8 protein-coding genes are annotated in these 15084 nt (G+C 35.3%); 2 read left to right on the top strand and 6 right to left on the bottom strand.

The window, feature by feature from the left end:
- Window positions 1-199: 199 nt before the first annotated feature.
- Window positions 200-1405, top strand: a complete 1206-nt coding sequence (locus tag OQ292_RS38895) for a glycoside hydrolase family 130 protein (RefSeq protein WP_284689584.1) — start codon at window positions 200-202, stop codon at window positions 1403-1405.
- 71 nt (window positions 1406-1476) lie between these two features.
- On the top strand, window positions 1477-3798 hold the full coding sequence (locus OQ292_RS38890; protein WP_284689583.1) for a GH92 family glycosyl hydrolase: 2322 nt from the start codon (window positions 1477-1479) through the stop codon (window positions 3796-3798).
- 5 nt (window positions 3799-3803) lie between these two features.
- Here OQ292_RS38890 and OQ292_RS38885 read toward each other — a convergent pair whose 3' ends face one another.
- From OQ292_RS38885 to OQ292_RS38860, 6 genes are all read right to left on the bottom strand, one after another.
- Entirely contained in the window at window positions 3804-5537 is a 1734-nt protein-coding gene (locus OQ292_RS38885) for a DUF8485 domain-containing protein (protein WP_284689582.1), read from the bottom strand.
- 183 nt (window positions 5538-5720) lie between these two features.
- Entirely contained in the window at window positions 5721-6842 is a 1122-nt protein-coding gene (locus tag OQ292_RS38880) for a glycoside hydrolase family protein (RefSeq protein ID WP_284689581.1), read from the bottom strand.
- A 25-nt stretch (window positions 6843-6867) separates the two neighbouring features.
- Window positions 6868-8004 (bottom strand): carbohydrate-binding family 9-like protein, encoded by a 1137-nt coding sequence (locus tag OQ292_RS38875; RefSeq protein ID WP_284689580.1) that lies wholly within the window; start codon window positions 8002-8004, stop codon window positions 6868-6870.
- A complete protein-coding gene (locus OQ292_RS38870) occupies window positions 7982-11320 on the bottom strand; it encodes a CRTAC1 family protein (RefSeq protein ID WP_284689579.1) in 3339 nt (1112 codons plus the stop codon). Before OQ292_RS38870 ends, OQ292_RS38875 begins: the two co-directional genes overlap by 23 nt.
- Before the next feature lie 165 nt (window positions 11321-11485).
- Entirely contained in the window at window positions 11486-13531 is a 2046-nt protein-coding gene (locus OQ292_RS38865) for a thioredoxin domain-containing protein (RefSeq protein WP_284689578.1), read from the bottom strand.
- 44 nt (window positions 13532-13575) lie between these two features.
- Complete coding sequence (locus tag OQ292_RS38860) at window positions 13576-15072, bottom strand: vanadium-dependent haloperoxidase (RefSeq protein ID WP_284689577.1); 1497 nt, start codon at window positions 15070-15072, stop codon at window positions 13576-13578.
- Between the last annotated feature and the right edge of the window lie 12 nt (window positions 15073-15084).

Here is a 15084-nt window from a genome sequence, read left to right as displayed (position 1 = left end):
ATATAATCAGTTTTATACTGGTTGGTAATTTCCTTTTTCATAGAGCCCACCCCCAAAAAGGGTGGGCATTTTCTTTAAATAATGATATATTTACGAAGAATTATCGCATGAAAAACGATTTAGCATCTTCAAGTATATTCAGGCTTCTATTGTATATCTAACAACTAATTTATTATTAAACCTTAAGCATTGAATAATAATGAAACAAGATAGTTTTGAAAGTAGGTTAACTAAGCTCAGTACAGAATATGAAGAACTGATTACAAGAAAAAACGTTGAAGAACTTCCCGGAAACGGAATTTTTACAAGATATAAATATCCCATCTTAACAGCTGCACACACTCCTATTTTCTGGCGATACGATTTTAATGAAACCCGCAATCCATTTTTTATGGAAAGGCTTGGTATCAATACCGTTTTCAATGCTGGTGCTATGGAATTTAATGGTAAATATCTGGTGGCCTGTAGAGTTGAAAGCAACGATGTAAAATCCTTTATCGCCATTGCAGAAAGTGATAATGGTGTTGATAATTTTAGATTCTGGGATTACCCTATTGTAATGCCTGAAACAGATGATCCAGATATGAATGTGTACGACATGAGGTTGGTTAAACACGAAGATGGTTGGATATACGGATTATTCTGTACAGAGAGAAAAGATATAAATGCAGCTCCTTTCGATACTTCAGCAGCAAATGCACAATGTGGCATTGCACGTACAAAAGACCTTGTAAGCTGGGAGCGTTTAACAGATCTTAAAACCAAATCTGCACAACAAAGAAACTGCGTATTACACCCAGAATTTATAAATGGTAAATATGCATTTTATACCAGACCAATGGATGGTTTTATTTCTACCGGAACAGGTGGTGGCATTGGCTGGGGAATGTGCGATTCAATTGAAAATGCAGTAATTGAAGACGAAATTTTAATCGACGAAAAAATATATCATACAGTAAAAGAAGTAAAAAATGGCTTAGGCCCTGCCCCAATCAAAACTGATGAAGGCTGGCTACATTTGGCACATGGTGTTAGAAAAACCGCAGCCGGATTACGCTATGTACTTTACGCTTTTATGTGTGACTTAGAAGAACCAAGCAAAGTAATTTATAAACCAGGTGGGCATTTTATGGCTCCACAAGGTATTGAGAGAGTGGGAGATGTTTCTAATGTGCTATTTAGTAATGGATGGATAGCTAAAGAAAATGGTGATGTATTTATTTATTATGGTTCTTCAGATACGCGTATGCATGTGGCTACTACTACAGTTACCAAATTATTAGACTATGTAAAAAACACCCCTGAAGATGCCGGCAGAACAGCTGCATGTGTAAAACAACGTGTCGATTTTATATCGAGAAATCTTCAGGAAAAACCAGAATTAGCATATTTTAAAAATAAATAGTGGCAATCTATTTTTAGGTTGTTGCAACTCTGATCATCATAAATTTTATAATTACCAACCTATTTATCATTATGTATTTTTTATTTAACAGAAGATTAACCTTAAGCTTAGCTGGCATTTTACTAAGCACTGTATTGCTAGCACAGCAAAAACAAACATCACTTCTAGAATATGTAAACCCTTTAATGGGTACCGATTCTGAATTTTTATTATCAAATGGAAATACTTACCCGGCTATTGCTACACCGTGGGGTATGAATTTTTGGGCTCCACAAACAGGTGAGATGGGCAATGGCTGGTTTTACAAATACAGCGATCACCAAATTAATGGTATCAAACAAACACACCAACCAAGTCCTTGGATAAATGACTATGCAGCTTTTTCTGTAATGCCAGTAACTGGTGGAATTAAATACAAACAGAAAGACAGAGCATCTTGGTTTTCTCACAAGGCCGAAATAGTTAAGCCACATTACTATCAAGTTTATCTGTCTGATTATGATGTAACCGTAGAAGTAGCTCCTACTGAAAGAGCTGCAAATTTCCAGTTTACATTTCCAGAAAACGATTCGTCTTTTGTAGTTCTTGATGCTTTTAACAAGGGCTCAATGGTGAAAGTAATTCCAGAAGAAAATAAGATCATTGGTTATGCTTCTAACAATCACGGTGGTGTACCTGAGAACTTCAAAAACTACTTTGTAGCAGTTTTCGATAAGCCATTCACTATGACTTACACTTGGAAAGACAGCGTACTTTCTACCAACAAAGAAAGTGAAGCAGAGCATACAGGTGCAGTAATTGGTTTTAAAACCAAAAGAGGAGAAAAAGTTACAATGAAAATAGCTTCTTCTTTTGTAAGTCCAGAGCAAGCAGAGATTAACTTAAACAGAGAAATCGGTAACGATAGTTTTGAGACTACTTTAAGCAAAGCAAAAACTGCTTGGGAAACTGAGTTAAATAAAATTAAAGTAGAAGGCAAAAATGTAAAAGACCTAGAAATATTCTACTCATGCCTTTACAGAGTATTACTTTTCCCAAGAAAGTTTTACGAGTTTGATGCTAACGAAAAAGTAATCCATTATAGCCCTTACAATGGTAAAGTTTTACCGGGTTACATGTTTACAGACAATGGTTTCTGGGATACCTTTAGAGCAGTTTTCCCATTCTTTACTTTTATGTATCCTGAGTTAAATAGCCACATTATGGAAGGCTTGGTAAACACTTACAAAGAAAGTGGATGGTTACCAGAATGGGCTTCTCCTGGTCACAGAGACTGTATGATTGGTTCAAACTCTGCTTCATTAATTGCAGATTCTTACCTTAAAAATATTCGTGGTTACGACATTGAAACTCTTTACGAAGCAATCCTAAAAAACACGAAAGGTAAAGGTCCAGTAAGCTCTGTAGGTCGTTTCGGTGCTGAATATTATAATGAATTAGGTTATGTTCCTTATGATGTAAATATCAACGAAAATGCGGCTCGTACTTTAGAGTATGCTTATGCTGACTTTGCGATAATGAGACTTGCTGAGGAATTAAAGAAACCTAAAAAAGAAATTGAATTGTTCGCTTCTCGCTCTCAGAACTACAAAAACTTGTACGATCCTGAAAGCAAACTAATGCGTGGAAAAAACAAGGATGGTAAGTTTCAAGCTCCTTTTAGCCCAACTAAATGGGGTGATGCATTTACTGAAGGTAATAGCTGGCACTACTCATGGTCTGTTTTTCATGATATAGACGGACTAGCAAACCTAATGGGTGGTAGAAAAGAATTTAGCCAGATGCTTGACAGTGTGTTTAACCTTCCTCCTGTTTTTGATGAGTCTTACTATGGATTCGTAATTCACGAAATTAGAGAGATGCAGATTATGAATATGGGACAATATGCGCATGGTAACCAACCTATCCAGCATATGATTTACCTATACAACTACAGTGGTGAACCTTGGAAAACTCAGTATTACAGCAGAAAAGTGATGAACAAACTTTACACTGCTAATCCTGATGGATACTGCGGTGACGAAGACAACGGACAAACTTCTGCATGGTTTGTATTTAGTGCTATGGGAATGTACCCTGTATGTCCGGGAACTCCTGAGTATGTAATTGGTAGCCCATTATTCGACAAGGTAGAATTAACTTTGCCAAATGGTAAAAAACTGGATATTACAGCTAATAACAACGGTACTGAAAATGTATATGTTGATGGAGTTAAAAGAGATGGAAAGAAATATGAGCAAAACTATTTTAACCATTTCGACTTGCTAAAAGGTGGTTCTATCACTTTTGATATGAGTGCTGAACCTAACAAGAGCAGAGGTACAAAACCAGAAAATGCACCTTTTTCAATGTCTAGAAATCCTTCTTCATTGAAATTGGATGCTAAAGAATAAATAGATTAGTTCCTGATAAAAACCTTTAGTGTGATGAATTCCTCATCGTTTTCCTGATTTAAAGGAAGAATGCGGAATTCATCCACTGAAGCAGGAACAATAAAAGTTTGTGAATAATACACCATAAAAGGCTGAAAAGCCCCAGTAGGACTCTCCACTTTTACTTTATTACCTTTCACTAAATTAATTACCTGAATATTGCTATCTGTTTTATGAAGAACTGGAGCAGTAAATGTATGTCTTACAAGTCTAATGAGCTTGTGATCTGTTTTACCCAATTGTTCTTCAACCCATCCATCACCTTCTGCAATTTTGCTTGACTGATTCACATGTATTTCAGTATTATAGATATCCTCATCAAAAGCGATGGTATCTAAAGCAAAACCTCTATGCATTGCCTGCTCTTGAACTGAAACTAAATTTGTGTTTTTCTGCCAAAGCTTAAAATTTAGAAAATCTGTGAAAATGCCAATCTTTAAAAGTATACTTTTAAAGCCAGTGCAATATGGCATTCCGGCAGGTACAGTAAAATGCTGATGTTCTTTTACAGGAATTTTATTAAACACCTTTGCAAATTCTGGCTTTTTCTTTTCTAGTACTCTTAATATATCTGCTTTACTCGTACCTTGTTTAAGTCCGAATAACATACTGGCACCATCTTCGGCAGCCATTACATAATAGCTTTCTTCCCCTTTACAGTCGAAACCAAAAATTGTTTTTTTCTGCTCTGTATCAGGATCTACCTGTAGCAAGACTTCATTATCACTCTCATCCACAGAATCAACAAACTTCATCCTTAGTGGTAGTTCTGCACCAAAAATATGATATACTGTTTTGCCCAGTATTTTTTTAGGATATAGGTAAATTACATTTACTACTGGCGACTCAAACAATACATTTCCAAACTTGAACAAAAGGCTATTTTCTTCTGGCACACAACTGTAATACCAGTAAAAATCTTCTTCTTGATTTTTCTGTTCTGGTTCGTCCCAAAACTGAGGGTTAAAAAATGGTGCTTGTATAAAAGGCGTTTGTGCAGCTACAGAAAGTCCCTCGCGAAGTACAGAACCTTCTACCATTTTTGGTCTTTGCCAATTATTGGTATCTAGAATATAATCCGCTTTTTTTAATACTTCTTTTTTGATGTTATTTCCAATTTGCCAGTCTATAAAAAAACCTCTGGCAAAGTGTTTCGAAAAGGCTTCCTCTTGATTGCGGAGACCAATATTTGCAATATCTTTTCTTCTAAATCTCTGCTGAATTTCATACAAAGACATATCCGCATAAATAAGAATATCTGGATCGAATATGTGCGATGCCCCTACTCCATAGATCAGAATTGTGCCTGAATCTATCTGACCAATATTATTTAGAATGGATTGTTTCTTCTTATTCTGAAAGAAGTCTTCAATACTTAGGCTGGCAACTTTACCAAAAATACCCTTTTCTGGAATGTATTTGTCTACCATTTCTTTAATCTCTTTTTCATCTTTAAAAAGATCATTGGTAAGACAAATCGCACTAGGGTTTAATCCATTTTTAAGCGCATTGAGATTAACAGATTCGTAGGTTCCAGGATAGCACTCTAAACATATAATTGTTTTCTCTTTCTTTATAGCAGAAGAAAAAACATTAATCTTTTCAACTATTTCTTCCCACCCTTCCCAACAGCACTTTTCAGTTACCTGAATGTCTATAACTGGAGAATCTGCATTCATTTCAGTATACCCGAAGCTCATATTGGATTAGCATTAAAGTAAAATTCGGTATTTATTCGATTGAATTTAACATAAAATTGATAAAAAGAAATATTAAATCTTTAATTCGATAACATTTAATTAAATAAATAAAAACAGGAAATCAAAGGCATAAAACCCTTAATTTCCTGTTTTTTCAATAAACGGTACTAATAAAATGTAAATTTAAGTAAGTATATCTTTTAAAATTGGCCAATATTCGTCTTTCACACTACCTAAATCGAATAAGGAAATGCCACTTGCACCACCTTTCATAGACATTTTATAAGCTTCGGCAAACTCTTCTTCTTTTAGCGATGGCACATATAATCCGGAGTATATCGGCTGATCGTAAATCAAGTCCTTTTTCCTTTCTTTAGTACTCTTTTTAAGCCAATTTAAATCTTCGTTGTAGAAACTATGATAAAGCATTGGTAAAAATGCATCGAGTTTCCACTTATACCATTGCTGCCTTACATTTTGCCAGTTAGGGAAAACCGCCGCAGTAATCATTTTATCTTTCTTCTTAGCTTCTGGTACCAACATATCGTTTACCAAACTACTAATACTGTTGTACCTAAACTCCCTCCAAGCTTTGTTAGCCGATGGATCTTCTAAATCTTTTAGTGGATCAATACCAGTTTCTGCTTTAAAAGCTTCCCTGCAATACGTAGAATAGCAATAGTCGTATTGAGGATATTCCCTATCTTGAACAATATCGTATTTGGGCTGTAATGCTTCTGCCAAAATTACATCTGGTAAACGCACATAATCTAAGTGAACACCATCTACAAAATCGAATGCAGCCAGTGAACGCACATTTTCTTGTACAAACTCCCTTACCTCTGGATGATTAGGACACATAAAACGGTAATAATCCACATAGGCAGGCTTATCTACAGAAGACTCTCCTAAACCGTTTACTGCATACCAATCTGGATGTTCTTTCATGATCTTATCATTTCTACAAATCATTGTCCACATCCAAGTATGCAATTCCATCCCTACTTCTTTACAAATAGGGCCAAGTTTTTCTAATAATTTTTCTTTTACAGGAAATCTATCTGTATCGAAAAATGCATTGCTCCCATTGTAAACTTCTACCAAAATAGCATCTATACCAGCATCTTTCGCTGTTGATAATTTAGCTTTCCAATCTTCTTCTGTAAAAGAAGAATTTGGTCTTACCCACATCCAGTTTTTAGTTTGCGCTGCAGGTACTCCCAATACTTTTTGTGTAATGGTCGGTGCCATTGCTAAACCTAAACCTAAGCTACCAAGGTTCTTTATAAATTTTCTTTTGTCCATCAAACTATGCTTTACTTAAAAAAAATTATTTCTGGTTTTCATTCCATACTTTACCATCTTCTCTAATTACCCATAGTTCATCTCCATTTTTTACAGAAAATCTAAACCATGAATCGCCTGCGGTTAAAGTATAGTTGTAAGCTGATGTATCGAAAGATTTTTTAGCAGCAGTTTCTAAAGCTTTTTTATCAGAAATGAATTTATTTTTCTTATCCATATTTTCTTTCTGAGTGTAATAAAGCTTTCTTAGGAACATTTTAATATTTTCTGACTCTGGTATTTCAAATACTTTTTCTGGTTTATTAGTACCAGCTTCTTCAGAAGAAAAAGCCAAATAAGCCCAAGTTTCTGGCTGGTGCATGGCAATTACACCTTGTGGCGACCACACCCAGTTATATTCAGGATAATTTTTGCCTGTTTCTGGATTGATAATTTTTTGATATTTACCATCTTTCCACTCGGTTCTCCAATGCACTCTTGAGAAATCGATTCTCCAATAATCTCCAGCAGTTGGTTTGCTTTCTTTTGGAGCAGCTTCTTTTAACACCTCCCAAGGAAAAGCCAACTCTACTGTCCAAGATTTATCTTTGTCTGTTCCATCATTTAATGTTCCATCCACAAAAACTCCCTTCTTTAATCCTTTAATATCCCAAGCATTAAGGCCGTAACCTCCATCTCTATAGGGTTTTACTAACATTAAATCCCAGAAAGTGCCTAATGCATTTATTTCGAACTCATAGTATTCGTGTGTATCTCCATCTGGATCGATAAATACTTCAAAATCATTTTCGTGGAAGATAACCATATCGCGTTTATCGTAAGTAGCCCAAACATCTGTTTCTTCTAATTGGGCTGCGATGTATAAATATTCGTCGTCCCAAAGCATTTTTACCTTAGTCTCGAAATACGGTTTTGGTTTTTTATCGCCCTCAATATCTACAAAAGCTTTACTCCATTCTACATCTTGCCAAGAGCTCTCATCTAGCTTGCCATCGATGTTTAAACTACCTTTTGTTTTGTAACACCAATACGATTCTGGATTAGAATCTTTTAGTGTTTGCGCCAACACACTTTGACTAAAGAAAAAAATGCCTAGAATAAGACCTAAATATAAAGTCTTACCAAGGCATTTTTGAATATTATCTACCACTGCTATTTTCATTAATTTTTCTTTTAAGTAATTGTAGTGGGCCATCATTTACCCCAACTAAAAATGCAGGAGATTTTTCTGTACCCAGTTTAATTAATTCTAACTGTTTAACATCGTATGGAAGGAAAACGCCACTTTCAAGTACATTTACTGCTTCAAAGTTAAAGTCTCCTTTGTTCTTTAAGAGCAAACCTATACCTGCATCGCTTCTTGGTGTTTCCACTTCTGCAACATATAAGTTACCTGCAAGTATAATATCTAACAGTCCATCTTTGTCAACATCATCGAAGATAAAGTCGTTAATCGTGGAAATTTGTGCCTCTATCGGTAATTTAATAGGAGTGAATTTTCCCTTATCGTTTTTAAAGATTGTACTGGCAAAAGTTTGGGCTTCGTAATGTAAAGCATGTTCTAGTTTGTTTTCTCCATATACTTCTTCTAGTTCTGCTGCGGCAAATAAATTATAAGAAGTAAATTTCTTTTTTATTTCAGGTATCTGCTGCGATGAACAAGAACGACCTCTCAAAGGAAAATGAGTCCCATCATTATAATAACCTAATACAATATCTTTAGAGCCATTACTATCGAAATCGTAGAAGTGGACATCAAATGGCTCTGTAGGTGTGGTTTTGTATTTATAGTTTAAGCCAAGATTACCAACAATTAAATCTTCATAGCCGTCATTATCTAAATCGGCTTTTTCTAAACTATACCACCAACCAGTTGTGTTATTGAGTCCATATGCATCGGTTTGGTTTACAAACTTTCCAGCAGTTTGTTTAAAAACTTGTAAAGACATCCACTCACCAGCTAAAATCAATTCTGTTGAGCCATCATTTTCTATATCCATCCAAACAGCATCAGTCACCATACCAATATTGATTAAACCCGGTGCTTTTGCTTCAGTTACATCCGTAAAAATACCGCCCTCATTTTCAAGTAAATAACTCGAAACCGGCTCAGGATAAGATTGAGGTTTATGTCTGCCACTTACAAATAAGTCAAGATCTCCATCTTTGTCGTAGTCATGAGCGATTACTTTACCACTGCTAATTACAAGCTTAGGCAAAGATTTAGAGTTTCTTTTGAAGTTACCTGCCCCGTCGTTTAAATACAGACGATCTTGGTATAAAGCATGGCCTTCTTCATGTTCGTTTCCTCCACTAGCCACATATAAATCCATATCTCCATCTCCATCAGCATCAAAAAACAAGGCATTTACATCTTCACAAGCCTTATCGTAAAGTGGCATAATATCTTTAGAAGAGAAAATACCTTCTGTATTTTGGATGTATACTTTTCCTGCTTGGTTAGCAGCACCACCAACATAAAAATCGTCTATTCCGTCGCCATTCACATCAGCAACAGCCAATGCAGGGCCAAACTGCGACATTTTATGAGGAAGTAAAACTTGCTTTTCAAAATCGTCGAAATCATTTTCTTGATGTACAAAGTCAATAGATGCATCAGAAGTAAGATTCTGATAGATTGCTTCTGGAGTTTCTACTTTATATTGTTTTGTTTTTTCTTCTGATTTGTCGAATTCTAAAAGCTGATTAGCCTTTACATTATGTTTTTCTGTAATTGAGCCATCAGTCCAATAAATGCGTAATATGTCAATTTTTTTAGTTTCACCGATTCCAAAATGTGCTACATTCTCACTGGTAGAATAGATACCTCTTACATTTGTGTATTCGATATATTGCTTCTCACCTTCTGTTTCGATTTCTACTTGAGTACCAAAAAGAAATTGGTTCTTGCCATCTTTTACCTTTACTCTCAAATAGTTATTTGTAGTTTTGGTTTCGGCATTATTCTGATAAATGTAAGCTCTTTCATTTACATTATTGATGATGAGGTCAAGGTCACCGTCGTTGTCTAAATCTGCATAACATGCACCATTTGAAAATGTTTTTTCATCTAAACCCCACTCATCCATTACCTTTTCGAACTCCAGATTTCCTTTGTTTTTGTATGCATAGTTTTGCAATTTAACAGATGGTAGTAAACTTAGTCCTTCATCAATATCGATTACATCTAGCTTAGTCACATTTGGGTCATTGGGATGTGCCATGATGTATTCGTTTATCTTTTTTGTTACATATTTTGGAAAAGCTTTTTCTGCATCGCTATTTCTAATATCGCGTAACAATCCATTGGTAACATAAATATCTTTCAGACCATCATTATCGAAATCTGCAATGAGGTTAGACCAACTCCAATCTGTTGAAGAAATACCTGTCATCTGGCCAATATCACTATATCGATTATTTCCATTGTTCAGTTGAAGGGTATTATACATGTATTGATAGTGGCCTCCATCTGCCACAACTTTCCAGAACTTACTTGGATCCATCCCACTCATATTGGCTTTTAATCGGAAGTTATCTTCAGCAACCATATCGACCACCATTAGGTCTGGCCAAGAGTCGTTGTTGATATCTGCCGCATCTACTCCCATACTGTAAAATGAAATATGCCCCATCGCATCTTTTACAATTTCGGTAAAAGTGCCATCAGTATTATTCATATATAGAAAATCTGGTGCGGTAAAATCATTTGCCACATAGATATCCATCCAACCATCTTTATTTAAGTCGCAGGTAACCACGCTATTAGGAAACCCTGCTCTGAGTAAGCCTGCTTCTTCTGTTACATCTGAAAATTTCTGATCTGGCCCATTATTTCTATAAAGCCTTGGACTATATTCTTCTTTCAGTAATTCCGCACCATTTAACTCGGAATAATTTCCCGGATTTGGTGGATGATTTAATAAGAAAATGTCTAAATCACCATCTTTGTCATAATCGAAAAAAGAAGCATTTCTTGAGCGTTCGTCATCATCTAAACCATACTTTTCAGCAGATTCAGTAAAAGTTAGGTCACCATTATTTATATATAATTTATTCTTTCTCAGTTCTGCGGGTTCATCATACAATTCTCTAGTAACATAAATATCCGAAAAACCATCCTGATTAACATCAGCAATTATTACTCCTGAAGACCAACCTCCATTATCTTTAATTCCTGCCTTTTTAGTGATATTCTTAAAGGATAAATTCCCTTCGTTCAAGAATAACTCATCACCTGAAAGGTTGCCCGCAAAATATATATCTTGCAAACCATCATTATTAAAATCGCCAACACCAACACCAGCACCATTATAATAGTTTGCATAAATAAGGATGCTTTTTTCTTTGTCATCCTTTACTTTATTTATAAAGTCAATTCCTGTTTTCTTCTGGCTTAGTAGTGTGAAAAGTTTTTGGGCGTCTGCATAAGACCAAAACACTAAAAGTAAGATGATGATAGTAAAACTCTTCTTCATATTTTGCAGTTTTAGGTTGACTTTTTGCCTGTTATTGCCATTTTCCGGCATAAACATGCATTTTGTTACTAGTTTAGTTAAAATTATTGAGAATAAAAACAGATATTACCTGATCAAAACACAATTTACATAATTGGTAATTTCTTATTTTAGATTTGATTTTCACTACTTGAGCATATTCTTAGCCTGAATCAGTTCTTTTACAGGTCTGTTACAAATTTTCTTTCTACACACATAAATATTCGTTTCTCCTTCTATCAATTTGTACTGCATAAATGGTAAAACACCCTCATTTTTACCTCCAAAAAAGACTATATTCGGATGAAATTCCTTGTCTAATTTTTCTGTAAGAATTTTGTAGTTTTCTCCTACAATTGCTACTTCAAAAGGCTCTTCTGCTATCCACAAAGCAGATGATGCCCAACTTGCATAATGTATTCCGTTTTCAAGCATATCTTCCATTACATGGCTCATCATGCTTTCGGCTTGCTCTTGGTATTTTTCTTCGTCAAAATACCAACCTAAAAGTTGTAAATTTTTACACATAATGGCATTTGATGCAGGTAAAATATTATCTCTTAGCTCCATTTGTCTGGAAACCAATTCTTTACCATCATTTGGCGTGTAATAATACAAGTCAGATTTATCATCTTTAAAATGCTTTTCTGTATAACTTTCCAGCTCTTTTGAATAGTTGAGATAAACCTCATTAAAAGTTGCCTGATACAATGTTATAGATGCATTGATGAGGTAAGAATAATCATCTAGAAATGCAGAAATTACTTTACCTTCCTTATAATTTCTGATTAGTTTTTTATCTTTTTCAAAGTGTTGCATTAAGAAAGCAGTGTTACTTTCAGCGGCTTTTAGATAGGCAGTGTTTCCAAAAGTTCTGTATGCATTTGCCAAGGCTTCGATCATTAAAGCATTCCATGAGGTAAGTTGCTTGTCGTCTATTTCTGGATATGCTCTGCTTGCTCTACTCTTTAGTAAAAGTTGTTTTTCCTTATTGAACCTTTGAATTTTTTGATCAATGTACTGCTCACTTGCAATGCGAAGTATATTTTGTCCTTTTTCCCAGTTACCTTCTTTAGTTATTTGAAAATACGCTAAAAATTCTGGTGTTGGCTCCCCTAGTACTTCTACCAATTCCTTGTAAGTCCATGTGTAAAATTTCCCCTCATCTCCTTCACTATCGGCACTCAGAGAGCTATAAAACAAACCGGTTTCACTATCTCTCATCTCACTTAACAGAAAAGCTAGGGTCTCATTCACTACATTTTTATAGAGCGCTTTTCCTGTGAGTTTATAAGCATTGGTATACAATTTTACCAGTAGTGCATTATCATAAAGCATTTTTTCGAAGTGTGGAACTTCCCAAGCTTCATCTACAGCATATCTGGCAAAACCACCACCAAGATGATCGTACAAACCGCCTAAAGCAATGTTATCTAATGAGTATGTCACAAATTCTAATACAGCAGCATCATTCGTTGCATGGTAATACTCTAGCAAATAGCTTAAAGTAACAGGCATTGGAAATTTAGGTGAACCACTCAAGCCTCCATTTTGAAAATCGAATTGAGACTGCATGTTTTCAAACATGGAATTTAACATCTCCATGTTAACATTTTTCTCAGTAGGGTCTTCCTGAATGTAAGCTAATTCTTTTACACCTTGTGTAATCATGGCAGCCTGCTCTTCTAACTTGGCTCTTTCTGTTGAAAACCCTTTAGAAAAAATATCGAGGGTTTTCATCCATTTATCTTTGGGTAGATAACTTACTACATAAATTGGTTTACCATCTGGCAATGCTATTACATTGAGTGGCCAACCTGCATTACCTGTAATTAGTCTACTAGCATCTACATAAATTTGATCAATATCTGGTCGCTCTTCCCGATCTACTTTGATAGACACAAAATACTCATTCATAAAATTAGCAACAGTAGTATCTTCAAAAGTCTCCTCTTCCATTACATGGCACCAATGGCATGCAGCATAACCGATACTTATAATCAATAACTTGTCTTCTTTTTGGGCTTTGTCTAATGCTTTTTCACTCCAAGGATACCAATCTACAGGGTTGTTGGCATGTTGCAATAGATATGGACTACTTTCATAAATCAACTCATTTTCATGCTGAGCAAATACCATTTGTGATATTGCCAGTTGGCATATAAAAAGTAAGAGATAGTAATTATGCTTCATAAGCATATTTTAAATGTGAATGAAAGCGCTATATAATTTATGTATCAGATTTCCTTTTCAGATTCCCCGATGTGGTATTTGTATTTTTTCCACACTTCGTGAGCTACATTTCTTCCCAACACCAGACCTTCAATATTATCTGCCTGAATATGATAGCCTCCCATTACTCTTGAAATACCTGCCATTTCTCCTGTTTCAGTAAATGTAGGAAATTTCAAAGTTACCGTGTCACCCACATGATCTGGCTCTGTAAGTATACCTGCTACTAATTGAACTTCAAAACCGAACTCATCACTACCAGTAAACAACTTTAGTGCTTCTGCACATGCTCCACTTATGCTACTATGCCCAGAAACGTATCCTGGAAATGGAGGGCATAAAAATACATCTGGTGAATACGGTCTCCATTGTTCTCCTTTTAAAGTAACCATCCCTTTTTCTGGACCTGCCCAACCAGTTATATCCTTACTGGCAAATTGGTCGTGTACTAAAGCATATGGTCTTGCAAAATCATAATACATTTTAGAATCCCAACAAGCAATAAATGCATCCATCGCTGTTGTCTGATTATAAAAGTACATTTTTACATCTTCATCCAAAGTGTGCTGATCTCTCTCAGAAACTACCTGAGATAAAATTAACCAGTGACCTGCTTGCTGCACAGACTTTGGCCCATCACGCATAAACTCCACTAAAGCTTTGTCTTCATCTGTAAGATTAGCCTGTAGATCGACTACTTCTTGAACTTCTTTTTTTAATTGTTCTGAACCGATAGCTGGAGGAGCTGCCGGCCTAAATTGATCAGAACTTTCTAAACCAAAGGTTTCAACATTTTGCCAGTAAGGAGTAAGACATGGAGGAGCAAAAAATCCACCTTTGCCATCAGCAAAATATTTCGGCTGCCATCTTTTAATGTCTACATTTTTCTCTGGTGTATTTACCGGTTTATAATTGGTGTAATCTGAATAAGGTGTTCCATCTGAACCAGGTACATCACCATATTGATTAGACCCATCATTTTTCCTTTTTTCGATTACATTTTTTGCAGCAAGGTTACCAATACCTACTGGTGAAGTAGGATCTAGTGAATTATCTTTCGGGTCTAAACCCAAATCGACCATAAAATCTGTAAAAAATGTTGAGTCTGAGTAGAAATATTCATTCAATGCTCTATAAGCAGCGTAGCTAATCGCAATCTCTTTGTTTTCCAGTGTATGTTCTGTTACAGGCCTTTTTTCTATGTCGGCAGAATAAACTGGAATTGCTTTTTCATCGTAATGTGCCCAAGCATCAAAAATGGATATAAACACCATACCAAGCATTCTTGAAGATATAGTTGGTCTGGGCTTAAACTTTTCAGTATCTCTAGCAGTAGCTTCAAGCACTACTTTTCCCCATTTATATGCAAGATTGTTTACGCCAGTTTTTGTTGAATCATTTACATTTATAGCGTCAATCTTTTTTCCATCATTAGTATTGTGACTATTACATGCATTAAAGAGAGCCACCAATAAAAGTATAGTAAGTATTCTTTTATTCATAGATATATGTTT

Origin of the sequence: Chondrinema litorale, from assembly GCF_026250525.1 — a bacterium.
GTDB lineage: Bacteria > Bacteroidota > Bacteroidia > Cytophagales > Flammeovirgaceae > Chondrinema > Chondrinema litorale.
Note: the sequence above shows the minus strand (reverse complement) of the source record. Positions and strands in the feature narration are given on the sequence as shown.

Coding starts and splice junctions, on each gene's coding strand:
- OQ292_RS38890 (WP_284689583.1), top strand. CDS start 1,477: ATGTATTTTTTATTTAACAGAAGATTAACCTTAAGCTTAGCTGGCATT.
- OQ292_RS38875 (WP_284689580.1), bottom strand. CDS start 8,004: ATGAAAATAGCAGTGGTAGATAATATTCAAAAATGCCTTGGTAAGACT.
- OQ292_RS38870 (WP_284689579.1), bottom strand. CDS start 11,320: ATGAAGAAGAGTTTTACTATCATCATCTTACTTTTAGTGTTTTGGTCT.
- OQ292_RS38865 (WP_284689578.1), bottom strand. CDS start 13,531: ATGAAGCATAATTACTATCTCTTACTTTTTATATGCCAACTGGCAATA.
- OQ292_RS38880 (WP_284689581.1), bottom strand. CDS start 6,842: ATGGACAAAAGAAAATTTATAAAGAACCTTGGTAGCTTAGGTTTAGGT.
- OQ292_RS38860 (WP_284689577.1), bottom strand. CDS start 15,072: ATGAATAAAAGAATACTTACTATACTTTTATTGGTGGCTCTCTTTAAT.
- OQ292_RS38885 (WP_284689582.1), bottom strand. CDS start 5,537: ATGAGCTTCGGGTATACTGAAATGAATGCAGATTCTCCAGTTATAGAC.
- OQ292_RS38895 (WP_284689584.1), top strand. CDS start 200: ATGAAACAAGATAGTTTTGAAAGTAGGTTAACTAAGCTCAGTACAGAA.